This window comes from Zoogloea sp., from assembly GCF_041914405.1.
Lineage (GTDB): Bacteria > Pseudomonadota > Gammaproteobacteria > Burkholderiales > Rhodocyclaceae > Zoogloea.
Genome location: NZ_JAYSDK010000010.1, coordinates 112082 through 138440, shown reverse-complemented (window position 1 = coordinate 138440; position 26359 = coordinate 112082). Strand labels below are relative to the sequence as shown.

General features: G+C 66.7%; 22 protein-coding genes, 2 tRNA genes and 1 riboswitch. Of the genes, 17 read left to right on the top strand and 7 right to left on the bottom strand.

Annotated features, from left to right (window positions below; genetic code table 11):
• Positions 1-50: 50 nt before the first annotated feature.
• The 3 genes from ACE3RX_RS08575 to ACE3RX_RS08565 all read right to left on the bottom strand — a co-directional run bounded on the left by ACE3RX_RS08575 (position 51) and on the right by ACE3RX_RS08565 (position 2833).
• Positions 51-2360, bottom strand: a complete 2310-nt coding sequence (locus tag ACE3RX_RS08575) for an acetate/propionate family kinase (protein ID WP_374482346.1) — start codon at positions 2358-2360, stop codon at positions 51-53.
• Between the two features lie 248 nt (positions 2361-2608).
• A tRNA-Thr gene (locus ACE3RX_RS08570) sits at positions 2609-2683 on the bottom strand.
• 74 nt (positions 2684-2757) lie between these two features.
• Positions 2758-2833: transfer RNA gene (locus ACE3RX_RS08565), tRNA-Gly, on the bottom strand.
• Positions 2834-3113: 280 nt separating this feature from the next.
• Between ACE3RX_RS08565 and ACE3RX_RS08560 the strand changes: the two genes are divergently transcribed.
• Positions 3114-5141: a methyl-accepting chemotaxis protein gene (locus ACE3RX_RS08560; protein ID WP_374482344.1), complete on the top strand. Its 2028-nt coding sequence runs from the start codon at positions 3114-3116 to the stop codon at positions 5139-5141.
• Between the two features lie 13 nt (positions 5142-5154).
• Here the strand turns inward: ACE3RX_RS08560 and ACE3RX_RS08555 are convergent, their stop codons facing one another.
• The gene (locus ACE3RX_RS08555; protein WP_374482342.1) at positions 5155-6375 is read right to left on the bottom strand and encodes an MFS transporter; all 1221 of its coding nucleotides are present in this window, start codon (positions 6373-6375) and stop codon (positions 5155-5157) included.
• A gap of 101 nt (positions 6376-6476) precedes the next feature.
• On the opposite strand from ACE3RX_RS08555, the gene ACE3RX_RS08550 reads away from it, so the two are divergent.
• On the top strand, positions 6477-7397 hold the full coding sequence (locus tag ACE3RX_RS08550) for a LysR family transcriptional regulator (RefSeq protein ID WP_374482339.1): 921 nt from the start codon (positions 6477-6479) through the stop codon (positions 7395-7397).
• Positions 7398-7485: 88 nt separating this feature from the next.
• Positions 7486-8046, top strand: a complete 561-nt coding sequence (locus ACE3RX_RS08545) for an SRPBCC family protein (RefSeq protein ID WP_374482337.1) — start codon at positions 7486-7488, stop codon at positions 8044-8046.
• A gap of 17 nt (positions 8047-8063) precedes the next feature.
• On the opposite strand, the gene ACE3RX_RS08540 is transcribed toward ACE3RX_RS08545, so the two are convergent.
• Together ACE3RX_RS08540 and ACE3RX_RS08535 are read right to left on the bottom strand one after the other, a co-directional pair.
• Positions 8064-8786, bottom strand: coding sequence for an MgtC/SapB family protein (locus ACE3RX_RS08540; RefSeq protein ID WP_374482335.1), 723 nt, complete (start codon positions 8784-8786; stop codon positions 8064-8066).
• A gap of 81 nt (positions 8787-8867) precedes the next feature.
• Positions 8868-9443 carry a TMEM165/GDT1 family protein gene (locus tag ACE3RX_RS08535; RefSeq protein ID WP_374482333.1) on the bottom strand — a complete coding sequence of 192 codons (576 nt, stop codon included), beginning with the start codon at positions 9441-9443 and terminating at the stop codon, positions 8868-8870.
• Positions 9444-9447: 4 nt separating this feature from the next.
• A riboswitch (yybP-ykoY riboswitch) is annotated at positions 9448-9618 on the bottom strand.
• Positions 9619-9766: 148 nt separating this feature from the next.
• Here ACE3RX_RS08535 and ACE3RX_RS08530 point away from each other — a divergent pair.
• The 8 genes from ACE3RX_RS08530 to ACE3RX_RS08495 all read left to right on the top strand — a co-directional run bounded on the left by ACE3RX_RS08530 (position 9767) and on the right by ACE3RX_RS08495 (position 18787).
• Positions 9767-10189 (top strand): PilZ domain-containing protein, encoded by a 423-nt coding sequence (locus ACE3RX_RS08530; RefSeq protein ID WP_374482331.1) that lies wholly within the window; start codon positions 9767-9769, stop codon positions 10187-10189.
• Between the two features lie 137 nt (positions 10190-10326).
• Positions 10327-11958 carry an ABC-F family ATPase gene (locus tag ACE3RX_RS08525; RefSeq protein ID WP_374482329.1) on the top strand — a complete coding sequence of 544 codons (1632 nt, stop codon included), beginning with the start codon at positions 10327-10329 and terminating at the stop codon, positions 11956-11958.
• Positions 11959-11992: 34 nt separating this feature from the next.
• Entirely contained in the window at positions 11993-12643 is a 651-nt protein-coding gene (locus tag ACE3RX_RS08520) for a hypothetical protein (protein WP_374482327.1), read from the top strand.
• Between the two features lie 29 nt (positions 12644-12672).
• Positions 12673-15669 carry a response regulator gene (locus tag ACE3RX_RS08515; protein WP_374482324.1) on the top strand — a complete coding sequence of 999 codons (2997 nt, stop codon included), beginning with the start codon at positions 12673-12675 and terminating at the stop codon, positions 15667-15669.
• Positions 15666-16949, top strand: a complete 1284-nt coding sequence (locus tag ACE3RX_RS08510; RefSeq protein ID WP_374482322.1) for a hypothetical protein — start codon at positions 15666-15668, stop codon at positions 16947-16949. Before ACE3RX_RS08515 ends, ACE3RX_RS08510 begins: the two co-directional genes overlap by 4 nt.
• Positions 16950-16956: 7 nt before the next feature.
• Positions 16957-17373 carry a hypothetical protein gene (locus ACE3RX_RS08505; RefSeq protein ID WP_374482320.1) on the top strand — a complete coding sequence of 139 codons (417 nt, stop codon included), beginning with the start codon at positions 16957-16959 and terminating at the stop codon, positions 17371-17373.
• A gap of 107 nt (positions 17374-17480) precedes the next feature.
• A complete protein-coding gene (locus ACE3RX_RS08500; protein WP_374482318.1) occupies positions 17481-18059 on the top strand; it encodes a flavin reductase family protein in 579 nt (192 codons plus the stop codon).
• Between the two features lie 149 nt (positions 18060-18208).
• On the top strand, positions 18209-18787 hold the full coding sequence (locus ACE3RX_RS08495; RefSeq protein ID WP_374482316.1) for a phasin family protein: 579 nt from the start codon (positions 18209-18211) through the stop codon (positions 18785-18787).
• 66 nt (positions 18788-18853) lie between these two features.
• On the opposite strand, the gene ACE3RX_RS08490 is transcribed toward ACE3RX_RS08495, so the two are convergent.
• Positions 18854-21274 carry a Lon protease family protein gene (locus ACE3RX_RS08490; protein ID WP_374482314.1) on the bottom strand — a complete coding sequence of 807 codons (2421 nt, stop codon included), beginning with the start codon at positions 21272-21274 and terminating at the stop codon, positions 18854-18856.
• A 129-nt stretch (positions 21275-21403) separates the two neighbouring features.
• Between ACE3RX_RS08490 and ACE3RX_RS08485 the strand changes: the two genes are divergently transcribed.
• The 6 genes from ACE3RX_RS08485 (at position 21404) to ACE3RX_RS08460 (ending at position 26354) form a co-directional block, all read left to right on the top strand.
• The gene (locus ACE3RX_RS08485) at positions 21404-22489 is read left to right on the top strand and encodes an ADP-ribosylglycohydrolase family protein (protein ID WP_374482312.1); all 1086 of its coding nucleotides are present in this window, start codon (positions 21404-21406) and stop codon (positions 22487-22489) included.
• Positions 22490-22631: 142 nt separating this feature from the next.
• On the top strand, positions 22632-23141 hold the full coding sequence (locus tag ACE3RX_RS08480; protein ID WP_374482310.1) for a hypothetical protein: 510 nt from the start codon (positions 22632-22634) through the stop codon (positions 23139-23141).
• A gap of 69 nt (positions 23142-23210) precedes the next feature.
• Positions 23211-23600, top strand: a complete 390-nt coding sequence (locus ACE3RX_RS08475; RefSeq protein ID WP_374482308.1) for a hypothetical protein — start codon at positions 23211-23213, stop codon at positions 23598-23600.
• Positions 23600-24592, top strand: a complete 993-nt coding sequence (locus tag ACE3RX_RS08470; protein WP_374482306.1) for a 4Fe-4S binding protein — start codon at positions 23600-23602, stop codon at positions 24590-24592. The genes ACE3RX_RS08475 and ACE3RX_RS08470 overlap by 1 nt, the downstream gene beginning before the upstream one ends.
• Positions 24589-25083 (top strand): hypothetical protein, encoded by a 495-nt coding sequence (locus tag ACE3RX_RS08465; RefSeq protein ID WP_374482303.1) that lies wholly within the window; start codon positions 24589-24591, stop codon positions 25081-25083. The genes ACE3RX_RS08470 and ACE3RX_RS08465 overlap by 4 nt, the downstream gene beginning before the upstream one ends.
• Positions 25084-25208: 125 nt before the next feature.
• Positions 25209-26354: a glycosyltransferase family 4 protein gene (locus tag ACE3RX_RS08460; protein ID WP_374482300.1), complete on the top strand. Its 1146-nt coding sequence runs from the start codon at positions 25209-25211 to the stop codon at positions 26352-26354.
• The last annotated feature ends 5 nt before the right edge of the window (positions 26355-26359 follow it).

Sequence of the window (26359 nt, the reverse complement as noted above, 5' to 3'; positions counted from 1 at the left end):
GAGGGGCAAGGAAACACCGGGCCACCCCGGGTTTCCTTGCCCCTCGGGGCTCAGTGGCGGCTCTGGATTTCCTCGATGTAGCCGAGCATGCCGGTGCGGATGTTGGCGGCGTTGCCCTCGTCGGTGTCGATGTGCATCGCCAGCCGGTAGCTCGGGCTGACCCGCACGATCACGTCGCCGAAGATCAGCTCGCGCTCGCCCTCGACCCGCACGCGCACCACGTACTTGTCGCGCACCCGCAGGCGGCGCGCGTCTTCGGGTGTCATGTGGATGTGGCGCTGGGCGCAGATCACGCCGCGCTCGATGACGGTGCTGCCGGCCGGCCCTTCGAGGGTGATGCCCGGCGTGTTGGCGAGGTCGCCGGACTCGCGGATCGGCGGCTGCAGGCCGACCTTGAACTGCTCGGTCATGGCGATCTCGACCTGCGTTTCCTTGCGGGTCGGGCCGAGCACGCGCACGTTGGCGATGCGCCCCTTGGGGCCGACCAGGTGCACCTTCTCGGCACAGGCGAACTGGCCGGGCTGGGACAGCTCGTGCTCCGGTGTGAGCTGGTGGCCGGGGCCGAACAGCTTTTCGACATCGGCCTGGGAGAGATGCACGTGGTGGGCCGAGATCTCGATGGGGATCGGCATCGGCGCCTTTTCCTCGGCCTTGGCCTCGCGGATCAGCTCGTCCCTCTCGATGGCGCGCAGGGTTTCCCAGGCCACCAGGCGCTCGTCGTCGTTGCAGATGACGAGGATGGTCACCGGCGAGTCGTCGGTGGAGATGATCGCGAAGTCGTCCACCTTGCCGAGGTTGCGGTTCTTCTCTTCATCGAGCTTGATGCCCATGTAGGCGAGGCCCTGGCAGGCCAGGCTGCGCACGGCGGCACTGGTCTCGCCGATGTCGCCGGTGAAGGCCAGCACGTCGATACCGCCCATTGCTGCCACGTAAGCGCCGATGTTCTTGCGCACCTGGTAGCAGAAGGCCTTGTGGGCCAGCAGCGCGCGGTGGTGGCCGTTGCCGGCGGCGGTCTCGATGTCGTGGATGTTGCTGGAGATGCCGGAGATGCCCTTCAGGCCGCTCTCGGTGTTGATCAGCGTCGACAGGGCTTCCGGTGACATCTGCTGGCGTTCCATCAGGTGCACCATCACCGCCGGGTCGATGCTGCCGGAGCGGCTGGGCATGATCAGCCCGTCGGTGGGCGTCATGCCCATGGAGGTGTCCACCGAGCGGCCGTGGTCGATGGCGCACACCGAGGCGCCGATGCCCAGGTGGCAGGAAACGATTTCCAGTTCGCCGAGGGGACGCTTCAGTACCTCGGCGGACTTCAGCGACACGTAGCGGTGGGAAGTGCCGTGGAAGCCATAGCGGCGGATGCCGTCCTGCTTGTAGAGATCGTAGGGCAGGCCGTACAGGTAGGCGTAGGGCGGCAGGGTTTGGTGGAAGGCCGTGTCGAATACTGCCACGTGGGGCACGTCGGGCAGCTGCTTGAGGGCTTCGCGGATGCCGGCCACGTTCACCGGGTTGTGCAGCGGTGCGAACACCGCCAACGCCTCGATGTCGGCGATGACGGCCGGCGTGATGACCGCGGCGGCGGCGAAGCGGTTGCCGCCATGGACGACCCGGTGGCCGACCGCGCAGACTTCGTCCAACTCGAACGCAAAGGCGTCGCCGAGCTGGCGGGCAGCGTCCTGCATGACCGGCAGAAGCTCGGACAGCGGGAAGGGGTCGCGGGTGATGGTCTTGACCTGTGGGCCGACCATCACGCTGATGCGCGAAACATACTCATCGGCGTTGTCGATGATGCCGTGGACGTCGGAGCCGAGGTCGCGGGTGTCGTAGATGCCGAAGTGGATCTGGCTGAGGCCCACGTTGAGGGCGATCACCTTGCCCGCGTGCGCGGAGTTCAGCGACAGCACCGATGCGGCGGATGACTTGGCCGAGACGATGTCCAGCGACATGCTGCGCATGCGCTCGAGCAGCATTCGCGACAGGTAGCCGATGGCCTTCGGGTTGGTGAGGATGTGAGTGTTGAAGGTCTCCAGCGGGATCAGCAGCACGTAGCAGCGGTTGCCGGCGATCACGTCGGCGGTCACGCGGTCTCCGGTCAGGGTGGACATCACGCCGAACACGTCGCCCGGCCCGAGCTGGGTCAGCACCGTGCGGGTGCCGGTGTTGTCGGTAACCGAGATCTCAGCGTGGCCGGTGATCAGCACGCCGAGGTACTGGCCTTCGTCGCCGGTTTCCAGGATGGCTTCGTTGCCTTCGTAGGTGGCCAGGCGGCCACTGGCCACGATCTCCTCGACCTTGTCAGCCGGGAAATGCTCGAACAGGCGCACCTGTTCCAGGAAGAAGCGTTTCAGATCGATGTCGCTCACGCTGTGTCTCGCTTGAAAGAGTGGAGCCGAATGAAAGGATAGCGACAGGATAGCGTTCCTGCTGCAATGCATCAAAGGCCAATTGGCGCTGGGGCGTGTCGCCGTTCAGCTCACAGGATAGTTCTTGCGGACGTCAGCTGGATGAACGGGAGAAGGCAGGTTTTCCAGGGCGGGCCGGGAAGGGGAGATGCGCCGGGGGGCCGGAAAGCACAAAGGCCGACCCGGAGGTCGACCTTTGTGGCAAGTGCTGGTGCTCATGGGCAGGATTGAACTGCCGACCTCTCCCTTACCAAGGGAGTGCTCTGCCACTGAGCTACATGAGCCGGAACCGGCATGTCGCAGGCCAGAAAGGCCCGGTGACAACGAAGCGCCGTGTGACGTGCGCTGCGCTTTTAACTGGAGCGGCAGAAGAGTCTCGAACTCTCGACCTCAACCTTGGCAAGGTTGCGCTCTACCAACTGAGCTACTGCCGCGTACTACCTGAAAACAAAGAGTCCAACCGGAAGATTGGACTCTTTGCGAAATCTGGCGGGTTGCGAATGTTTCGGCAACTGCAAAAAGCGGGCGCATAGTACCAATCGATTTCGGGGTTGGCAAGCTTTTTTGTGTTTTTCGCCGCATTTCGTCGCACATGGTGGATAGGCGACTGGATCGCAGGGGCCGCCATCGTTCGTGCTTCTTGTTGTCAATCAATGAACGCCAGCCTGCCCCTGTCGATGATGGGGCGGAATTCAATGCCTCACAGGTGTCATCATGAAGCTATTTCTCGCGCCGGCCGTGGCCTTCCTCAACCGCCTGGGGTTTCGCGGCAAGTTCGCGCTGATCAGTGTTTGTGTGGTGTGCGCGCTGGCCGGCCTGGGTGGTTTCCTGGGCTTCAACCTGTGGGGGGAGGTTGAGGCGACCCGCAATGAGCAGGTCGGTGTCCGTGCCCTGACCCCGGCGCTGCATGCGCTGAAGGAGGTGCAGCGGCACCGCGGCCTGATGACCAGCGTATTGTCCGGACAGGAGACGGCGCGGGGACGTGTGGAAGAGACGGCGGCCCAGGCCACTCGCTGGATGGATGAGGTGGATGCGGTGCTGAAAGCCGCGCCGCTCCTGGCGCCGACGGCGCGTAAGTGGCAGGACGTCCGCGAGGAGTGGGCGCGCCTGGTTGCTACCGGTGGCAGCATGGATGCCACGGCCAACCGGCTGGCGCACCGGGCGTTGATCGAGCACCTGCTGGACTACGGGGACGATGTGATCACGGCTTCGGGCCTGTTGCTGGATAGGGAGGCCGACGGCTTTTATCTGGTCGACGCCACGCTGGCCCGCTTGCCGGACGTGATCGAACGCATCGGCAAGATGCGGGCGATGGGTAACCAGCTGCTGACCCAGAAGGCTGCCACTGACCGCGACCGGGAAGACCTGGCTGCGCTGCTGGCGGTCAGCGAAGCGCGCTACCAGAGCGTCGTCAAGGAGCTGAAGAAGGCCAGCGTGGCGCGGCCCGGGCTGGCGGCGGCGGTGGAGCGGCTGGAAGGCGAGACCGGCCCGCAGCTGAAGGCGCTGACCGTGGTGGTGCGCCAGGACATCCTGGGTGGCCGTTACGAGACCCCGCCGGCGGACTGGTTCTCGCGTACCACGGCGACCATCGACGGGCTCTACGAGCACACCTTCAAGGCGCTGATCCCGACCCTGGAAGATCTGCTGGCGGCGCGCCATGCACGCCTGCTGCAGAATTTCGCGATCACCGTGGCGGTCGCGGTCGGCGTATCGCTGCTGATCATCTACCTGCTGGCTGCGGTGTCATCGGCGATCGGCGGGGCGGTGGAGAGCCTGGCAGCGAGCGCCGAACGGGTCGCCGATGGCGATCTGACGGTGAAGGTGGAGCTCCCCTGCCGGGACGAACTGCAGCGTGTCGCTGGTGCCTTCAACCGCATGAGCGAGTCGATCGCGCTGCTGCTGCGCGGCGCGCGCCAGACGGCTGATGATCTGTCGCTGGCGGCCGATAGCCTGGTGGCGGCCTCCGGCGAGGTGGCTGCCAGCTCGTCCGGCCAGAGCGATGCGGCGTCGGCGATGGCGGCGGCGGTCGAGCAGATGACCGTCGGCATCAATCACATTTCCTCCAATGCTCAGGACGCCCAGGGGGAGGCCAGCCAGGCCGGGCAGCTGGCCCAGGAGGGCGGGGAGGTGGTGAGCCGGACCATCGACGACATCAACCGGATCTCCGAGGTGGTGCAGCGCACCGCCGGCATCGTCGGCAGCCTTGGCGAGCGCTCGACGCAGATCTCGGCGATCGTCGGCACGATCAAGGAAATCGCCGACCAGACCAACCTGCTGGCCCTCAATGCGGCGATCGAGGCAGCCCGTGCCGGCGAGCAGGGACGCGGTTTTGCAGTTGTCGCCGACGAGGTGCGCAAGCTGGCCGAGCGCACCGGGCAGTCGACTCAGGAGATCGCCGCGATGGTCAAGGCGATCCAGGACAGCACGCAGGATGCGGTGCGGGCCATGGAGGAGGGCGTCGGCCGGGTCGACGAAGGGGTTGGACGGGCTGGTCAGGCGGGCAGCGCGATTGCAGAGATCCGCGATGGCGCGGGGCGGACAGTGCAGGCCATCAACGAGATCAGCGACGCCCTGCGCGAGCAGAGCGCCGCCAGTACCGAGATTGCCCGCCGGGTGGAAGGCATTGCCCAGATGGCCGAGCGCAACAGCGTCAATTCCGGCGAGACGGCCCAGACCGCCCATCAGCTGAAGGCGCTGGCTGGTCACCTGGAGCAGGACATCGCCCGCTTCCGCCTGCCCTGAGCGGGCGTTCCGCTCAGGCCGTGGCCAGCTTGCGGGTCACCGGTGCCTCGCGGATCGGCAGGTTGACCAGCGCGGCGAAGGCCGCGAGCGCCATGTCGGCGTACCACATCCAGCTGTAGTCGCCGAAGCGAGCCACGGCCAGACCGCCCAGCCAGGCGCCGAGGAAGCCGCCGATCTGGTGGGACAGCAGGGTCAGCCCGAACAGGGTGGCCAGGTAGCGGATGCCGAACAGCTTGCCGACGATGCCGGCAGTGGGGGGCACGGTGGCCAGCCAGGTGGCGCCGAGCCCGGCGGCGAACAGGTAGAAGGTCGTCGCTGTATGCGGTGCCAGCAGGTACCAGCCGATAAGCAGCGCCCGCGAGGCATACATCGCCGCCAGCACGTGCTTGCTGCGATAGCGCGAGATGCAGGCGCCGGCATACAGGCTGCCCAGCACGTTGGCCAGGCCGATGATCGCCAGCGACCAGCTCGCCACCGACGCGGGCAGGCCGCACAGGCTCACCTCGCCGGGCAGGTGGGTGACCAGGAAGGCGATGTGGAAGCCGCAGGTGAAGAAGCCGGCGTGCAGGAGCAGGTAGTCCCGGTTGCGCAGGGCCGTGCTGATGGCCTGGCGCAGGCCACCATCGCTGCTTGCTTCGGCGTGGTGGACCTGGCTGACCGGCCGGTCGGTGAGCTTGTTCACCAACGGCAGGGCGCCGAGAGTCATGAGCGCCAGCGACCACATCGCGCCCATCCAGCCGAGGGCCTGGATCAACGCCTGCAGCACCGGTGCAAAGACGAACTGCCCGAAGGAACCGCTGGCATTGATGACGCCGGACGCCGCGCCACGGGCCTCCGCCGGCATGCGCTGGGCGGCGGCGCCGATCAGCACCGAGAAGCTGCCAGCGCCGGAACCCATTGCCGACAGCAGACCGAGGGTCAGCACCAGGCCGAAGGCGGAATCAACGAAAGGCGTCAGTGCGCTGCCGAGGGCCAGCAGCAGCACGCCGCCGATCAATACCGGGCGTGGCCCGTGGCGGTCGGCGATGGCGCCGGCGATGGGCTGGATGGCGCCCCAGCTGAACTGGCCGATGGCCAGCGCGAGGCTGATGGTAGTGATGCCGAGGCCGGTGGAAGTGTTGAGCGGGCTGACGAACAGGCCGATGGACTGGCGGGCGCCCATCGTTACCAACAGGATGCCGGCGGCTGCCAGCGTTGTGAGCAGGACGTCGGGCGTGCGCAGGGTACGGAACATGATGGCGATCCGGAAAAGCAGGAGATGGATCGACTATAGGTTTCGCATACGTGCTTAAAAAGACGATAATCGCTGCCATTACGTCAACGAATCATTGACAAATGCGCTGGCTGGCCAGTTGGGAGAGTTTCGTCCGCGTTGTAGAAGAGGGCAGCATGGCCGCGGCCGCCCGGCGCCTGGACTGCACACGGGCCCAGGTCAGCAAGCAGGTTGGAGAGCTGGAGCAGGCCTTCGGCGTGCGCCTGTTCGAGCGTTCGACCCGCAAGCTGGTGCTGACACCGTCCGGCGAGATCTTCTACCGCCATGCGTTGCAGGCCCTTGATGTGGTGGATGGTGCCGAGCTCGCCGTGCGCAATGTGGACGAGGTGCCGCGCGGCGTGCTGCGCATCGGCGCTTCCGCGGTGTTCGGGCGGCAGTGCGTGGCGCCCTTCGTGCCGCAGCTGCTGGCGTGTTATCCGGAACTGGAGTGCGAGCTGATCCTCAGCGATGAGCGGGTGGATCTCGCCGAGGCGAGTCTCGACCTGGCCCTGCGGATGACCCATTCGCCGCCGGAAGATGCGGTGTCACGCCTGTTGCTGGTGCTGCGGCGGGTGATCTGCGCGTCGCCGGCCTACCTGGCAACCCACGGCCGCCCGCAGTTGCCGGCCGAGCTGGCTGCGCACCAGTGCTTCAGCCACCTGCTCAGCGACGGCGGCGTGTGGCGGTTGCGGGATGGGCAGGGTGACGAAATCGAAGTGCCGATCCACAGCCGCCTGCGCTTCAACGACATCGGCAGCACGCTGGATGCGGTGCGCGCCGGCCAGGGCATCGCGATCCTGCCGACCTACCTGTGCGGCGACGCGCTGGCACGGGGCGAGCTGGAAACCCTGCTCGACACCTACGAGCCGCAGGTGGATTTTGGCCGCAACCTGTATGCCTGCTACCTGCCAGGGCGAGGGCGGCTGCCGGCAGTGCGGGCTTTCCTCAACGAGTTCCAGGCCTGGTTGAGTCCTGTACCGCCCTGGGAGCGTTATGGACGCTGATTGACTTCGCATTCCGATATGCGATTGGCAGGCTGGCTGAAAGCCTGGCGTGGCAGACTGATGGCAGTTGTTCCAAACTGACCATGCCATGTTGCGAATTGCCGTTCGTCTATTCCTCGTCGTGCTGGCCATGCCGCTAGCAGGCTTGGCCATGGGGCCGCTGTTATCCGATCAGGATGTGCATGTGGAGCGTGCCGACGGCAGCTTCGTCGTGGATGTGGTGATGCACGCGCCGGTGCGGCCGGCCCAGGCCTGGGCGGTGCTGACCGACTTCGAGCATATGCCGTCCTTCGTGCCCAACCTGAAGAGCAGCCGCGTCCTCGAGCGCGGCGATGGGGTGCTCAAGGTGCTGCAGCAGGGTGTGGCGCGCTACGGTGTATTCTCGGCGAACTTCGAGTCCTTGCGGGAAATCCGCCTGACGCCCTACAGCGAGATACGCGCCCATGGCCTGGGCGGCAATATCCAGCGCATGGAGAGCCTGATGCGTCTGGAGCCGGAGGGCAGCGGCACGCGCCTGAGCTACCACGCCGAAGCCCAGCCGGGTTTCTGGTTTCCGCCGATGATCGGCCCGGCGCTGGTCCGCCACGAGACCGCCGAGCAGTTCTCGGCCATGCTCGGCGAGATGCAGCGCCGGCTGGAGCGGGATTAAAGGGCGGGCTGCGGCGCCTATTCGGTGGTGCTGGGGCTCCAGAAGGCCTGGCTGATGCCGGGTTGCTCGGCGAGGCGGTGGGTCAGACGGTCCAGTTCGTCGCCATCCACCGCGGTGGCCATCAGCACCGCCTCGATCTCCACCGCGTCGTCGCCGAAGGCGTGCACGACGAGGTCGCGGGCCGTGTGGTCGGCGGCCTCCAGTGCGGCTTCGAGCAGGTGCAGGGCTTCCTTCTGGCGTTCGCGCGGGGCGATCACGTAGACGGTGTTGGTGACTTCCACCGCCAGCGTGTCGATGGGTTCGCGATTGATGCGGTCCACCACCGGCCGCAGCAGCGTGTTGGCGGCCAGCACGAACAGCGCGCCGAGGGCCGCCTCGGGCAGCAGGTCGGCGCCGGCGCAGGCGCCGACCGCCGCCGAGCCCCACAGCGTCGCAGCGGTGTTGAGGCCGCGCACGTTGCCCTCCTCGCGCATGATCACGCCGGCGCCGAGAAAGCCGATGCCCGACACCACGTAGGCCACTACGTGCTCGGCGCCTTCATGGCCGCCCAGGTGGTTGGCCATGTCGACGAAGATCGCCGCCCCCACCGCCACCAGCACGTTGGTGCGCAGCCCGGCGGTACGCTGCCGGTACTGGCGCTCGTAGCCGATCAGCCCGCCGAGTGCGAAGGCCGTCACCAGGCTCAGCAGGGTGTCGAGGAGGGATACGAGGTTGATGTTCTCGATCGCTTGCAGGGTCATGCGGTCATCTCCAAAGGGCCGGCGGGCTGCTACCCGCCGGGGGAGAAGCATAGGGGCGCCGTGTTACGCAGGCAGCCGGGTTCAGAAGCCCAGGCTCTCGCCGGCACCGAGCAGCGTGGCCACGCCGAGCACGGCGAAGATCGCCGCGGCGATGCCATGCACTAGGCGCACCGGGATTGCATGGGCGATGCGGTCGCCGAGCAGCACCGCCGGCACGTTGGCGATCATCATGCCTAGGGTGGTGCCGGCCACGACGACAGCCAGGTTCTGGTACTGGGCGGCCAGCGCGATGGTTGCCACCTGGGTCTTGTCGCCCATCTCGGCGAGGAAGAAGGCTACCAGCGTGGTGCCGAAGACGCCGAAGTGGGCCAGCTTGGCATCGTCCTCGTCGAACTTGTCGGGGATCAGCGTCCAGATCGCCATCGCGATGAAGGACACCCCGAGCACCCAGCGCAACGTGGTGGGGCCAAGCAGGGTCGTGACCCAGGTGCCGACGGCACCGGCGAAACCGTGATTGACCAGCGTGGCGATGAGGATACCGATGATGATCGGCACCGGCTTGCGGAACTTGGCGGCCAGGATGAAGGCCAGCAATTGGGTCTTGTCGCCGATTTCGGCGAGGGCGACGATGCCCGTGGAGACGAGGAAAGCTTCCATGTGAAATCCCTTGGCCGGATACAGACGAATGACCACGCGCCTCTCCGGCCAAATCCGGAGGCGGGTGGTCAAAGGTCTTGCCAAGTTCGGGACCGCCTGCGCCATGGCCGCGAAGCCAAGTATGTTGACGCAGGCCCTTTCGAGAGAAAGGAGGCTACTCCCCAATGACGGCCGCGATGCTACGCGAGGCGGCGGCGGCTGTCCATCCGCCCTGGTCGTGTGCCGCCGTGGATATTCCGCCTTCAAACGGCAATGGGATGAAACTATGGGATGGGGATAGAATTGCCACCCGGATATATGACTGGAGCGGAAAGGTCGCAGCGATGGTGGAAGACGGAGTGGATGTGGCTCACCATGCGGAGCGCCGCAAGCGCCAGCGTTTCGTGGCGCGGCGCTGGGGCAGCACCTGTTTTTGGGTTTCGATCGACGGGCACCGCTTGCCGCTGAACGACCTGTCCCTCGAAGGCTTCGGTGTGCCGGCCAGCGCGCCACCGGCCGCGCCGCGCAGTTTCCCCTTCGTGCTGCATTTGGACGGGATCCCCGACCAGATCCGTGGTGAAGCCATGACGGTGAACTTCCTTGCCGCGCCCGAGGGCGGACAACTGGGCTGCCGTTTCACCTCCTTCGAGGAGGGCGGCGACCTGCGCCTTCACGACTGGCTGACTGTGCACGTGATCGCCACCGCCTCGGTGCGCATTTCGGAGCAGGAGGCGGCGGCCATCGTCGCTGGCCCCTCGCTGGTGTGAATGCCGGGGCGAGATATTTGCCCAGGTGCTTGAAACATCGGTAAAATTTGCAACAGCTTCGCCGGCCGCTGGCCGGCGTTTTCCTTTTCCGTTTTGCTGTCTCGCCGCTCCCTCGGCGGACTCAAGGAATTCCTGCCGTGCTCATCGCCAATAACATCACGATGCAATTCGGGGCCAAGCCCCTGTTCGAGAACGTCTCCGTCAAGTTCGGTGACGGCAACCGCTACGGCCTGATCGGTGCCAACGGGGCCGGCAAGTCCACCTTCATGAAGATCCTGGCCGGCGTGCTCGAGCCGACCGCCGGCAACGTCGCCATCGACAGCGGCGAACGCATGGCCTTCCTGAAGCAGGATCAGTTCGCCTATGAAGACGTGCGCGTGATCGACGTGGTGATGATGGGCCATGCCGAGATGTGGGCCTGCATGCAGGAGAAGGACGCGATCTACGCCAACCCGGAAGCCACCGAAGAGGACTACATGAAGGCGGCCGAGTTGGAAGGCCACTTCGCCGAATACGACGGTTACACCGCCGAGGCCCGTGCCGGCGAGCTGCTGCACGGCGTCGGCATCCCCACCGAGCAGCACAATGGCCCGATGCGCGAAGTCGCCCCCGGCTGGAAGCTGCGGGTGCTGCTGGCCCAGGCCCTGTTCGCCAACCCGGACATCCTGCTGCTCGACGAACCGACCAACAACCTCGACATCAACACCATCCGCTGGCTGGAGAACGTGCTCAACGAGCGCAACTCCACGATGATCATCATCTCCCATGACCGGCACTTCCTGAACCAGGTGTGCACCCACATGGCCGACCTCGACTACGGTCGCATCCAGGTCTGGCCCGGCACCTGGGACGACTACATCGAGGCCTCCACGCAGGCTCGCGAGCGCCAGTCGGCGGCCAATCAGAAGGCCAAGGAGAAGGTTCAGGAGCTGCAGGAGTTCGTGCGCCGTTTCTCGGCTAACAAGTCCAAGGCCCGCCAGGCGACCAGCCGTGCCAAGCAGATCGAGAAGATCAAGATCGACGAGTTCAAGCCGTCCAGCCGCCAGTACCCGTGGATCCGCTTCGACTACGACGAGAAGGAGAAGCTGCACCGCCAGGCCGTTGAGATCGAGAACCTCACCTTTGGCTACGATCCGGCCAAGCCGATCATCAAGAACTTCACCTTCACCGCCGACGCCAACGACCGCATCGCGATCATCGGCGAGAACGGGATCGGCAAGACCACGCTGCTGAAGCTGCTGGTCGGCCCTGAGTTGCACGGTCTGGCCCCCCAGTTCGGCACCATCAAGTGGGCCGAGAAGGCCAAGCTTGGCTACTATGCTCAAGACCATGCCGATGACTTTGCCAGCGGCGAGAACCTCACCGACTGGATCAGCGGCTATGTGCGTGAAGGTGGCTACGAGGGCGATGACGCCGAGACCCTGATCCGCGGCACGCTGGGTCGTCTGCTGTTCAAGGGCGACGACGTGAAGAAGTCGGTCAAGGTGATCTCCGGCGGCGAGCAGGGCCGCATGCTGTTCGGCAAACTGATGCTGCAGCGCAAGAACGTGCTGCTCCTCGACGAGCCGACCAACCACATGGACATGGAGTCCATCGAGTCCCTCAACTCGGGTATTGCGGACTTCACCGGCACGCTGTTCTTCGTGTCCCATGATCGGGCCTTCGTGTCCTCCATTGCTACCCGCATCCTCGAGATCCGCGGCCCGGGCGAGATCATCGACTACCGCGGCACCTACGAGGAATACCTGGCCAGCCAGGGCATCGAATAAGCCGGTGCTTCCGGTCAGGCGCTGGGTTTCCGGAATGTCGTCCGCCTCGCGCCTGGCCTTGCTGATCGTTGTCACCATTGCCGGTGGCCTGCTGGCCGACAGTCGCGCCGGTGCCTGGGGGCAGCCGCTGGTCAGCCTGTGGGTGTGGACGCTGGTCGGCTGGCTGCTGTGGCGGGAGCGGGAACTGCGCCCCCGCCTGCTGGCCTGCCTGCTGATCGCCACCGCCGGTGAGGTTGTGCTGTCCCTGGCATGGGGCTTGTACGACTACCGTCTCGGCAATCTCCCGTTGTTCGTGCCGCCCGGCCATGTATTGCTGTACTGGCTGGGACTCCAGCTTGCCGAGCGTCTGCCAGCCTGGCTGCTGAGTTGGGCGCCGCGCCTGGCGGTCGTTGCGGTCTCACTGCTGGCGCTGGCCGGTCTCGACTGGCTGGGGCCGCTCTTGCTGCTGCTGTTCCTGCTGTGCGTGTGGCGCGGACCCGCGCCGCGCCTGTACGTGACGATGTTCCTGCTGTCCCTGCTGATGGAACTGTGGGGAACCTGGCTGGGCTGCTGGAACTGGCGGGCGCTGGCACCGGGCCTGGGCTGGCCGGTGAGCAATCCGCCGCTGGCGGCCGGCGCCTTCTATTGCGTGCTCGATCTGCTCAGCGACGCCGTACAACCCCGCCGGAGCTTGCGTACGGCATAATTCGGGGCGTTATCCGTTTCCGCCCTTGCATGAAGCTCAGCAAGCTCTCCCTCCTGTTCTCGGTTGCGCTGCTATTGATCGTCGGCATCAATGGCTCGATCTCGATGCTGGTGCTGCATGCCTTCGACCGAGCCCAGGCCGTTCAGGACCATCGCGTCGAGGCGCTGCGGCTGGTCGAGGAACTGCGCCGCGAGACCGATACCCTGTCCCGTCTCGTGCGGGCCTATTCGGCGACTGGCGAGACCCGCTTCCTCACTTACTACTACGCGATCCTGGCTATCCGTGAGGGGGAGGCGCCGGCGGTCGCCGACACCGAAGGAATGACCTACTGGGACCGGGTGATTGCCGGGCAGGCGCAGTTTGTGCCCGGCGGGACAGGGCCGCGCGTGTCGATGCGCTCCCGGATGGTCGCCCTGGGTTTCCAGGGGCCGGAGCTTGAGACGCTGGAGAAGGTGCTCACCGAAACCGATGGCCTGAAGACCATTGAGCAGGTGGCCTTCGCGGCTACCCAAGGGCTGTATGACCCGCAGACCCGCACGATCGTTTCGGAAGGGGAGACGCGCCCCGACGTGGCAATAAAGCTGGTCTTCGGCCGCGACTACGACCGCCAGCGCTTGCGCGTGACCGCGGCGGTGGCCGAGCTGATGCAGCGTGTCGACCAGCGTACCGGAGCCGAGGTCAGCGAGGCCCGTACCCGGTTGGGCGCGTGGATCATCGCTTCGGCGGTGAGCATGGGCATGACGGCGCTGCTGGTGTTGCTCGCTTTCCGCACCACTCACCGGAAGGTCCTGCAGCCGCTGGCCGACATGTGTGCGGTGACCGGCCAGCTGGCCCGGGGCCAGTACGACGTGCGCTTGGGCTGCGGGGACGGGGTGGAGGAAGTGCAGGCCCTGAGCACGACCCTCAATTCGATGGCGCGGGCCATCGAGACTGATATCCGCGAGCGCGAGGCGATCGGTCGTGAGTTGCAGCAGGCCCGGGCGCGGGCGGAACAGGCCACGCAGGCCAAGTCGATGTTCCTTGCCAACATGAGCCACGAGATCCGTACCCCCCTCAACGCGGTGATCGGCATGGCCGAGCTGATGCTGCACAGTCGCCTGCTGCCGCGCCAGCGCGAATATGCGGAGAAGATCCGCAGCGCCGGCCGCTCGCTGCTCGACACGCTCAACGACATCCTGGACTTCTCCAAGATCGAAGCCGGCCGCCTGGAGTTGGAGGACATTCCGTTCCGTCTCGAGCAGGTGCTCGCCACTGCGCTCCAACTTGTGGAGGGGGCGGCCCGCGAGAAGGGGATCGAGCTGATTTTCGAGGCCGGCCCGGGCGGTTTGCAGGCGCTCGAGGCGCCTCTGCTCGGTGACCCGCTGCGTATCGGGCAGGTGCTCGGCAATCTCCTCTCCAATGCCGTCAAGTTCACGCCTGCGGGGCATGTTGCCCTGCGCCTCGGCGCGGGGCCCGCGGCGGCCGGGGTGCTACCGGTCAGTTTCAGCGTTGAAGACACTGGCATCGGCATGCGGGCCGCGCAGATCGACAGCATCTTCGAGGATTTCGTGCAGGCCGACGGCGCGACCACGCGCCGCTACGGTGGCACCGGGCTGGGCCTGGCCATCGTGCGCCGGTTGGTGGAGGCCATGAGCGGGGAAGTGAGAGTCAGCAGCGAACCCCGGCGGGGCAGCGTCTTCCAGGTGCGGCTGCCGCTGGTCCTCGGCGAAGGGCATGAGGCGAGGCCGGTGGCACCGTTGCCGTGGCAAGGTCTGCGGGTGCTAGTGGCCGACGATTACCCGGAGGCACGGCTGTCCCTGATCGATCTGCTCAACCAGCAGGGCTGCGACGAGGTGGATGCCGCGGCCAGCGCTGCCGAGGTGCTCGAAGCCCTGCAGGCCGCGCGGCGGGACGGCGCGCCCTATGACCTGCTGTTTCTCGACTGGACCCTCCCTGACCGGGACGGTGCGGCCCTGCTGGAGTGTCTGCGTGCCCGCCCCGAACTGGCGCCCCCGCACGTCGTGCTGATGTCCATGCCCCGCGCGCTGGATGCGCATGTGCATGAGATCTTTGCCACCGGCCTGCATTTCGGCGACAAGCCATTGCTGCCCGCCGCCTTGCTGCGCCTCGGCGACTCCATCTTCGGCCGTGGCGATGCGGTGCCCGGGGAGAAGAGTCCGCTGGCCGGCGCGCTGGACGGGATGCGCGTGCTGCTGGTGGAGGACAACGCCACCAGCCGCGATGTGGCGGTGGCACTGATGGGGCGTTGGGGGGTGGAGGTGGACAGCGCAGCCGATGGTCGCGATGCGCTCGCCCAACTCGCCGCCCAGCCACCCGATTGCTACGACCTGGTGTTCATGGACCTGCAGATGCCAATGATGGATGGCTATGAGGCGGTGCGCTGCATCCGGCGGCAACCGACTTTCGATCACCTGCCGATCTACGCGCTGTCGGCCCATAGCGGCCGCAGCGTGCTGACGCGCTGCCTGGCGGCCGGCATGAACGGCTGTCTCGCCAAGCCCTATGAGCCCGGCGAGCTGTACGACGTACTGCAGCGGCATCATCACGGGCCGGCGAGCCGGCTGGCGGATGAGCCATCGGCTGCCCCGGGGGGCGAGGTGGTGCCAGGGCTGGCGGGCATTCCCGGCATCGATCCACGCTGTGCGATCAACGATACCGGGGTCAGCCCCACCCTTTATCCCCGACTGCTTGCCAAGTTCCGCGAGCAGTTTGCCGACGGGCCCAAGCGCCTGCGCATCGACGTGGAAAACCACGCCTGGGAGCGGGTTGCAGCCTTTGCACATACGCTCAAGGGGCGGGCCGGGCTGCTGGGCATGCCCGAGATCTCGAGCATCGCCGGACGTCTCGAGATGGCGGCGCGGGGCCGTGATGGCGGGCGGGCGCAGAGCGCGTTGAGGAGTCTCGAAGACCAGCTGCGTCCCATCGTCGAAGGCCTCGGCCGGATCCTGCCGACCCTGGAAACGGAGGGCGTCCCCCGGCCCGAGCAGCCCGTTGCTGGCGCTGATGTGGCGGAGCTGGTGCAGTGAAGCGCCTGATCGCCTTCTGCGCCGGCAGCGCCATCCTTGCCGCGTCAGTGCCGGCCGCTGCCGACGAAGAGGTCAGCCTGGCCGGCTTTGGCACCGTGGCGTATGCCCAGTCCAACCGTTCCTACCGTTACCAGCGTTTCATCGACAGCGGCGGCACCTTCCAGCGGGACTCGCGTCTCGGCGTGCAACTCGACGTGCGCCTGACCCCGGCGTGGAGCGCCACCGTGCAGGCGGCCCTGGCGCCGGCCGCCGACAGCGACCGGCAATGGGATCTGGCCTTGCCCTGGGCCTTTCTGTCCTGGCGGCCCGACAACGACTGGCTGCTGCGCGCCGGCAAGCTGCGCCTGCCGCTGCTGCGCTACTCGGAAACCATGGACGTGGGGACCACCTTCAATTTCGCCCGCCTGCCGATCGAGGTCTATTCCCTGGCGCCTACCGCCGAGGTGAGTGGGGTGGCGGTGGCACGGAGCTGGCTGGACGAGAGGCGTGAGCTCAGCCTGGAGGGTTACCTGGGGTCTGCCGATTCCTACTGGCGTTTCTTCCGTCGCGACGCGACGCCCCGTTCGCGACCGCGGGGGGCCTGGTTCGAGCACATCGAGATGTGGCTCACCGGCGCGCTGTTGACGGTGAGGGAAGGGGATCACCGGCTGCGCCTGAGCGTCCATCGGGGGGACGTGAAGCGGGTCGATGCACCGATTCCGGTCACCTATCCCTTCGTGCCTGTTGGCGGGGGCGGTTACTACCAGGTTACCGATGCCCTGCCGGGGCCTGGTGTGCCGACCGTTGACCGGGTGCTGAACTATACCTTCACGGCCAGTGCCGAATTCGTACTACCCCGCGAGTTCATCGTGACCGGAGAGGCGGTACGCCGGCGGGTCACGCGGGCCACCCTCGGCACCGATTCATGGGCGGCTTATGTGGCGCTGCAAAAGCGCATTGGGGCGTGGACCCCCTACGTGTACGTGGCCCGGATCCTGTCGTCGTCGGCGGCGCGCCGGCTTTATGCGGACGTCAATGGAAACCTGCTGCCCGCTTCCACTCCCGGGGCGGACATCATCAATCCCAGCCAGCGGCTTGGCGTCGATTCCCTCGACGTCTTCGACCAGCGCTCCGTCGCGGTGGGCAGCGCCTATCTGCTGACGCCCCAGCAGAAGCTCAAGGTCGAGTGGCTGCATAGCCGTACCGGCAGCACCTCGGGCTTCCTCGATGCACCGAGCGGCGAGAACAGCGGGCATCGGGCGGTGGATGTGCTGTCCCTGTCCTACAACTTCACGTTCTGAGCGCCCCATGGGAATCCGTCGCGCCGGACTGAGCCTGTTGCTGTGGGCGGGCCATGCTTTCGCCGGCGAGGTGGTGGTGATCGCGCATCCGTCGGTTCCCCGCCTGGACAACGTGGCGGTCGAGCGCATCTACACCGGCAGGGTGGTCGAACTGGGGGGCGTGCGCGTGATGCCGTTCGACCTGGCGGCGGGGCACCCCCTGCGGGGACGCTTCCTGGCCCGCTGGCTCGACCGGGACGAGGAGCGCTACTTGGCCTACTGGACCGTGCGTCGCTATGTGGGCAAGGGCGGGCCGCCGTCTCAGGTGCCGACCGTCGCGGAGATGATCCGGCTGGTCAGCACGACGCCTGGTGCGCTCGGTTACGTGGACGAGGCGGACATCAGGGCAGAGGTGAAGGGCAATGTGACCGTCCTGCTGCGCTGAAGGGCGCCTGCGGCCCGCAATCTGGCGCCAGGGCTGGATTTGGTCACGGCCACGTAGTGCGTCGGGCGCTACACTTGAGGCATGCCAGTGTGTCGCCTTCCAGCATCATGAACTCCCTGTCTACGCCCCAGCCCGTTCCTCTCTCCGACGCCTACCGCCTGCTCAATCATGGCCCCACGGTGCTCGTCTCCTCGGCCCATGGCGATCGCCGCAACCTCATGGCGGCGGCCTGGAGCATGCCCCTCGATTTCGATCCACCGAAGGTTGCGGTGGTGCTCGACCGTGCGACGCTGACCCGCGAGCTGGTCGATGCTTCCGGCGAGTTCGTGCTGGCAGTGCCCTGCCGCGCCATTGCCGAGCAGACGCTGGCGGCGGGAACGGTGAGCGGTCGGGATGGTGACAAGTTCGCCGCTCTCGACTTCGAAACCTTCCCGGGCAGCCGGGTGTCGGCCCCGCTCCCGGTGGGCTGCATTGCCTGGCTCGAGTGCCGGGTTATCGACGAGCCGGGGGTCCAGCACACCTACGACCTGTTCCTCGGCGAGGTGCTCGCCGCCTGGGCCGATCCGGCCGAGTTTTCCGATGGACGCTGGCATTTCTCGGCCGACGAGCGGCGCTCCATCCATTACGTTGCCGGCGGGCAATTCTTCGCCACCGGCGAGGCATTCGAGGTCTCCACGACGGGATGACATGGGCAGTTTTCCGGGGCGGTCCGGACGCGCAGAAGAAATATTTGCTGCATTGCACAAAAACCACTTGCATTCCTACTTTGTGCGATGCAACATAGCGCCATACCGAAATCATTTCGGTGACTGCAACCCAAATCGAGGAGAACACCATGTCCGTCAGCCCCGAACAGTTCGTAGCCACTTCCAAGGCCAACATCGAAGCCGGTCTGAAGACCGCCACCAGCTTCGCCACCACCCTGTTTACCGCTGTTGAGCGCGTTGCCAGCCTGAACCTGGCCACCGCCCGCGGTGCTTTCGATGACGGCCTGGCTTTCTCCAAGGCCGTGCTCGCTGCCAAGGATCCGAAGGCCCTGGCCGCCCTGCAACTGGGCGCCATCACCCCGGCGGTCGAGAAGTCCGTGGCCTACGGCCGCAGCCTGTCCGACATCGGCGGCGACACCCAGGAAGAGCTGACCAAGCTGCTCGAAGCTGAAGCCGCTGTTCTGTCCAAGAACATCGACACCGCTCTGGAAGGCATCTTCAAGAACGCTCCGGCCGGTTCCGAGCCCGCCATCAAGGCCGTCAAGACCGCTCTGGCCAACGCCAGCAGCGCTTACGAAGGCGCTACCAAGGCTGCCAAGCAGGTTGCTGCTGCCGCCCAGGCCAGCGTCGAGAAGGCCACCCTGGTTGCCGTCGAAAGCGTCGACAAGAGCACCAAGGCTGCTGCCTCCGCTCTGAAGGTCGCCTGATCGCTGCGGCTTCGGCCGCGCGTTCATGCAGTCCGGCACAAAGGCCCTTAGGGGCCTTTGTGCCGTTTACGTGTTGTGATTCTCACCGTCCTTCGGCGGGTGGGCGAAGGCCTGGCGCAGGCGGGCCAGCTCCCGCAGCCCGGCAGCAATGTGGGCGTTGACGGTTCCGTCCGGCCATTTTCCATCGCCGTCTGCCTGGCCTGCAGGCAGGCCGGTGAGCAGGGCCAGCGCGTCGTCCACGCTGTTGACGGCCCAGACGTGGAAACGCCCGGTCCGCACCGCCTCCACCACCTCGCTGGCGAGCATCAAGTGGCATACGTTGGCGCTGGGGATCAGCACGCCTTGTTCGCCAGTCAGGCCGCGGGCTGCGCACAGTTCGAAGAAGCCTTCGATCTTCTCGTTGATGCCGCCGACCGGTTGCACGATGCCGAACTGGTTCACCGATCCGCTGAGGGCCAGCGACTGCTTCAGCGGCAGCTTCGCCACCGCCGACAGCAGCGCACACAACTCGGCCAGCGAGGCGCTGTCGCCCTCGACGCCGCCGTAGGACTGTTCGAACACCAGGCTGGCCTTGAGAGAGAGTGGCGTATTGAGGCCGAAGCGGGCGCCGACGAAGGACGACAGGATTAGTACGCCCTTGGAGTGGATCGGGCCGCCGAGCTTCACTTCCCGCTCGATGTCGATCACGTCGCCGTCACCGACCCTCACCGTGGCGGTGATGCGGGCAGGGTGCGCGAAAGTGCTTTCCCCCAACTGGATCACCGCCAGCCCATTGACCTGGCCGACGTGATCGCCAGCACTGGCGATCAGCAACTGGTTGCGCAGCATCTCGTCCCGGTAGCGCAGGCGCAGGCGTTCGTTGCGCCGACGCTGGGCGGCGAGCGCCGTCTCCACGTGCTCCCGGCCGATGGCGTCTGCGTCGGCCCGGGCGGCGAAATGGTCGGCCTGGCGCAGCAGGTCGTCGACCGGCTGGGTGAGGGTGCTCAGGCGTTCGGCATCGCCCGCCAGGCGTGCCGCGTGTTCGATGACCCGTGCCACGGCCGGGCCCGACAGGGGGCGCAGCTGGCCGCGGCGGGCCAGGGTGGCGACCAGGCAGGCGTAGGTCGTGGTGTTCTCCGCCGTGCGGACGATCTCGCTTTCCATGTCCGCGTTGATCTTGAACAGGGCCGGAAACTCCGGGTCGTACTGGGACAGCAGGTAATACACCAGCCGCTCGCCGACCAGTACCACCTTCAGGTCCAGCGGCATCGGCTCCGGCTCGAGCTGGACGGTGCTGCCGAGGCCGATCAGGTCGGACAGGGATTCGATGCGCACCGTGCCGGCCTTCAGGCAGCGCTTGAGGCCCTCCCAGGCGTAGGGCTGGCCGAGTACCCGCAGTGCGTCGAGGACCAGGAAGCCGCCGTTGGCCCGCTGTAGTGCGCCGGCGCGGATCAGCGTGAAATTGCTCATCAGCGTGCCCATGTGGACCATGTGCTCGATGCGCCCGACCAGGTTCTGCAGGGTCGGGTGATCCTCATAGACCACCGGCCGCTGGCCGCCGGAGGGGTTTTCCACCAGCAGGTTCACCAGGTAGCGCTGCACGGTGATCATGCCGGAGTAGGTGGTGGTTTCGCTCTCTTCGTCGCTGCGGGTGGATTCGCGCAGGGATTCGGCGCCCTCGGTGATGTCGTGCAGGAGGTCGTCGAAGTGGGCGATGACTTCCGGCAGGTCGGCATAGTTCGGCTTGAGGTCGTCAATCAGGTGCGTCACCGTGAGTTGCAGGGCTTCGCTGCCGGCCTGCTTGATACGGTTCTGTAGTTCCCGGCGCCAGCGCGGGAAGTCGTTCATCAGCTTGTGCAGGCGCTCGCGCAGGACCTTGATGTGCTCTTCCAGCTCATGCTGGCGGGCCTCCGGCAACTCGGCGAATTCTTCCGGCGTCAGCGTGGCCTCGGCATTCTTCATCGGTACGAAGGCAAAGCCGTGGGGCGTGCGCAGCAGGGCCACGCCCAGTTCGCCGGCATCACGGCCGAGGGTCTGCAGCGCGGTTTCCTCGCGCAGCTTTTCTTCCTCCTGCATGGCCTCCAGACGGCTCCGGTAGTCGTCGCTCTGAAAGGCCGTGTTGATGGCTGGGATCAGCTCCTCGACGAAGTGCTGCATGTCGTCCCGCAGGCGGGCGCCGCGTCCGCAGGGCAGGCGCAGCAGGCGGGGCCGGTCGTCGTCGCGGAAGTTGAAGACGTAGCACCAGTCGGCCGGTGCGTCGCCGCCGTGGCTCTCGGTCTCCAGCAACTGGCGGATGATCGCGTGGCGCCCGCTGCCGGTCTCGCCGAGCAGGAACAGGTTGTAGCCGTCGTGACGGATGTCCAGCCCGAGGTGGATGGCTTCGATGGCCCGGCCGTGGATCTGTGCCGCATCCAGGTCGGGCAGCTCGGCGCTGGTTTCGAAAGGCAGGTCGGCCGGATCGCAACAGGTGTAGAGGGCATCCGGCGGCAGGGGAAGCAGCGAAGTCATCGGGCAGGCCTTGTGTCATGCGCTGCCGCTAGCATAATCACTCCATTGCGCGCCGGCCACGGTCGAACTGCACGCGGCTCATCCTTCCCGGCGCCCGACTGATCCACGTCAAGCCTTCCGGAGGTTCGCATGTCCGCCCAATCCCTGCAGGATCGAGCCGTCGGTGCCCTGATGGGCGCCTTCATCGGCGATGCGCTGGCCCTTGGCCCCCACTGGTACTACAACCTGGATGCGCTGCGCGCCGACTATGGCGACTGGATCGACGACTACACCACGCCACGCCCCGGCCGCTACCACGCCGGGATGCAGGCCGGCCAGTCATCCCAGGCTGGGGTGTTGCTGGCGCTGACGCTGGATTCGCTGGTGGCGCAGGGCGGGTACGACGAGGTCGATTTCTGCCGGCGCATGGACGAGGATTTCTTCCCGCTGATCGACGGTACGCCGATGCATGGCCCCGGTGGCTACACCAGCCAGTCGATCCGTGAAGCCTGGCGCCGGCGGGTCGGCGAGGGCCTGGCGTGGGGGCTGTGCGGCGGCAATGCGGACACCACCGAGGCGGCCGAGCGGACGCTGGCGATCGCCGTGCGCTACGCGCTGCGGCCGGCCGAACTGGCGTCGGCGGTGACCCGCAATACGGTGCTGACCCAGACCGACGGTACCGTGGTGGCGATGACCGTGGCTTTCGGCGCAGTGCTTGGCATGCTCGTCGAAGGGTATCCGCTCGATGAGCAACTGTCAGGCCGCCTGATGGCGCGGGTGAAAACGGGCGAACTGCCGTTCCACTCGGTGACCCGCGGCGCCCTGCAGGCACCTCACCCGGACGCCGAGGAGGCCCCGGTGGCCGGGCGCTTCCCGTCGCCGGACGCGCTGCTGGGGCCGTCAGACACCGCCCGGGCGGCGCGTGACCCATCCATCCGCATCGAGCCGGCGTGGAAGGTGTCGCTGGTCTACGGCCTGCCCTGCGCGGTGTATCACCAGTTTCCGGCCGCCTACTACCTGGCGGCCCGCTTCCCCGACGATTTCGAGTCGGCGGTTCTGCATGCGGTGAACGGCGGTGGCCAGAACCAGGCCCGGGCGATCCTCACCGGGGCGCTGGCTGGCGCCCAGAGTGGGCTGTCGGGGATCCCCTGGCGCTTCATCGACGGCCTCGAGAACGGGACGGGCTTGCTGGAGCAAGCCCGCCGGCTGGCAGTCCAGGTCGTGGCGGGGGCCTAGCGCCGGCGTCGCCCTCCCGCGGGGCGGCGATGCTCATCTCTGATGAATGTTCCGGCTGCCCGCCGCATTCCAATGTCGTTACAATGCGGCGCCGACGGAACATGAAGGCCCGGGTCACGCGGGCTGTGTGGAGGAGCTAGGGATGAGCGTCATTTTTGCGAAGACCCTGAAGGGGTATGAGGAGATCGAGCGCCGGGCCGCCGGTTTCAGTCCGCGGGTGCGCCGTGTGCTGATCTTCGTCGATGGCAAGCGTACGGTGGAGGATCTGCGCGGCTTGCTGCAATCGGATGATCTCGAGCACACCCTCGGCATGCTCGAGGAAGAGGGCTACATCGGCATGGTGGAGGCGACCGGGCTGGATGGCGTGCGCCGCGTCCCGCCGCCGCCCCAGCCGGCCCTGACCGCCTTCCGCCTGCATCCGCCGGGGGATGATCCGCAGCGGCTGCGCAAGGCCCGCAACTTCATGGTCAACACCCTCAATACCTTCATCGGTGCGGTGGGAACCAGTTCCCTGCAGGACCGCATCGAGGCTGCCGCCAACCCGGCAGCGCTGCGTGAGCTGTTCGACGAGTGGTACCACGCCATCGTCAGCTCCCGCGACGGCCGGCGGGAGGCTGAACAATTGCGCCGCCTGCTGCTCGAAGTAATCTGAGGCGGCACTACGGCGCACTTGCGCCGCATCAAGTACGCCGTGGAAGGGTATGGCTAAGCTGGGGGTGCCATGGCCAGTTCCGAGCTCGACTTCAACATTCCCGGCCGCGAAATCGCTGTCGCGGCGGAGGCCTTGTACCTGGCCAATCTGATGATCGTGCCGGGCGTCGCGTTCATCGCGCTAATGGTGCTGTGGTTGCGTGAGCGCCGGCGGGCGCCCGAGCTGGCCCAAGTGCATTTGCGCCAGACTGTGGCCGCCAGCCTGTGGGCCGGCATGCTGCTGGTGGTCGCCAACGCAGCGATCATCTTCACCGGTGGGTACGGTTCGCCGTACACGTGGGTGATCGTGATCCTCTACTTCACGACCTGCCATTCCACGCTGATCTTCTGTGGGGCCATTGGCCTCGCCAAGGCGCTGGCCGGCAAACCCTTCCGTTATCCCCTGATTGGACCCCGCTGATGGCAACACCCCGTGTGATCCCGATCCGCCCGGTCAGCACGGCGCGGCCCGACGGCGGCCGCCAGCGCCTGCGGCGCTGGGCCCAGGGCGGCTTCTTTGTGCTGTTCGTGCTGGCGCCAGTGTTCAATCTGCTGCGCTACGACCTAGTGGCGGGCCACGCCTGGCTGCTCGGTTTCGAGTGGCACGCCGGCCTGGAAGACTTCTCGGCGGGCCATATCGACGCGCTGGGGGCAGTGCTGCGTGTCATCGGGCGGGTGCTGCTGCCGATCCTCGCAGTCGGCGCCGTGCTGATCGGCGTAGCCTGGCGCTGGGGGCGGCTGTATTGCGGCTGGCTGTGCCCGCATTTCTCGGTGGTGGAAACGATCAACGGTTTCATGCGCCGGGCCATCGGCCGCCCCAGCGTGTGGGAGGCCCGCGAGCTGCCGCCGTGGGAGCCGGATGGTACGCCGGTGCGCTACGACCGCCTGTGGTGGCTGGTGACGGTGCCGCTGGCGGTGGGTTTCGCTTTCGTCTGGGCGGTGGTGCTGCTGACCTACCTGCTCCCGCCCTTCCAGGTGTATGGGCACCTGCTGACACTGGCGCCGACCCGCAACGAGTTCATTTTCATCACCGCCGGCACGATGGTGCTGTCGCTGGAGTTCCTGTTCGCGCGCCATCTGTTTTGCCGTTATGCCTGCGCGGTGGGCCTGTTCCAGAGCCTGGCCTGGATGGGCAACCGGGCGGCGATGGTGGTCGGCTTCGAGCGCGAGCGGGCTGCTGACTGCGCAAGCTGCTACAGCGCCTGCGACCATGTCTGCCCGATGCGCCTGAAGCCGCGCAACATCAAGCGCGCGATGTTTACCTGCACCCAGTGCGCCCAGTGCGTCAGCGCCTGCGAGACGACCCAGCGGGACAATCCCCGCGGCCCCTTGCTGCAGTGGGTCAGCGGGGAGGCGGCGCGGCATAACGAGGCGGCCTTCAGCGCGCCGAAACCGGAAAGGAAGACTCAGTGAGTGGCTTCAACGATTTCGCCATCGCCCGTGCGCTGCACGTGTTGGCGGTGTTGCTTTGGATAGGCGGGGTGGCCTTCGTGACCCTGGTGCTGCTGCCGGCCTGCCGGGCGCTGGCCGAGCCGCAAGCCCAGCTCGAGCTGTTCGAGCGGCTGGAGCTCCGTTTCGCCGGGATCGCCCGCTGGAGCGTGCTGCTGGCCGGCGCGTCGGGGACTTGGCTGGTGTGGCGGCTGGGTGTCGGTTCGCGCTTCGCCGACCCGGCCAACTGGTGGTGGATGCACGGTATGGTGGTCGTGTGGACCCTGTTCGCGGTGATGCTCTTCATCCTTGAGCCCTTCGTGCTGCACAAGGCCTTCCAGGCCAGTGCGCGGCGCGATCCGCTGGGTACGATGGCGCGCATCCAGCGCGTGCATGTGGTGCTGTTGAGCGTGAGCCTGATCGTGGTGCTCGGCGCCGTGGCGGGCAGCCACGGCGGGTGGAGCTTCGGCGGCTGAGTACCCAGACGGCGTGGGAAGGCGCCTGCGCGCGGGATTCCCTTCGTCATTTTCCTCGGCGGTGCGATCACGTATCATCCGTTGGCTGCGAACCCCGCAAACGGTCGAGAGCCGCCAGCCGCCAAATGCCCAAGATCCTGCTCGTCATTCCCTGGTCTCCGCTTCATCCCGCCGGCGTCAGCGTTGTTATCAGAAACCTGTTTGAGCAGTACCAGGCGATGGGGCAGGCTGCGCAGATCTGCCAGGATGACTGGGGCTGCCGTCATCCGCGGGCCGGCGAGGCCGACGTGGTAATGCTGCGCTTCGGCGTGTTGGGTGGAACGACGCCGCTGGCCCTGCTGAAGTCCCTGCTGTCTGCGCCCGGCCACCTGGCCCGGCTGGCCCGCTGGTTGGACCGCTCGGAGGTTGCCTGCGTCAACTTCCATTACGTCGGCCTAGGGGCCTTGTCGATTGCTTGTCTCAAGAGCCTGGGCCTCTTCCGCGGTCGCCTGGTGCTGTCTTTTCACGGCACCGACGTGAACAGTCCGGCCGACCCGATCGCACGCAAGCTTCTGGCATTCACGTTGCGCAAGGCGGACACCCTCACGTTCTGCTCCCGGGCCTTGTTGGAGAAGGCGGTGAAGGTCTTCGGTTTCCGCCACCCCGATGGCCGGGCCATCTACAACGGCGTGAATACCGCGGTCTTCCATGACGGCCTCGAGCCCTACCCGGGCCTGCCGGCCCGCTACATCGTGCAGGTGGGCTCCTTCATCCCGCGCAAGCGGCAGGTCTTCCTGACTCAGGTCTTCCTGGGGCTGGCGGCGGACTACCCGGACCTCCATCTGGTGCTGATCGGCATGGAGGGCCCGGAGTTGTCGAAAGTGCGGGCGCTGGCCGCCGGGCAGGGCTGCGACGGGCGGCTCCACACGCTGATGAATCTGTCGCCGGAGGATGTGGCCCGTATCGTGTCCAATGCCACCGTCTGCGTGCAGCCTTCCGACAGCGAACCCTTCGGCATCGCCACCATCGAGGCCGGGGCATGCGCCGTGCCGGTGGTGGCCAGCCGGGTCGAAGGGCACCTGGAAACACTTGCTGACGGGGAAAGCGGCCTGCTCTTCGACGTCGACGATCACGCAGCCTGCGCGTCGGCGATCCGCCAGATCCTCGACGACAGGCGGGCGGCGACGCAACTGGCCCGGCGCCTGCAGGCACGGGTCCGCGAGCAATTTACCTGGGAACACTGCGCCGGTGAGTATGCGCGGGCTTGCGCCCCCACCGCGGTGACCTCCTGAAGCGA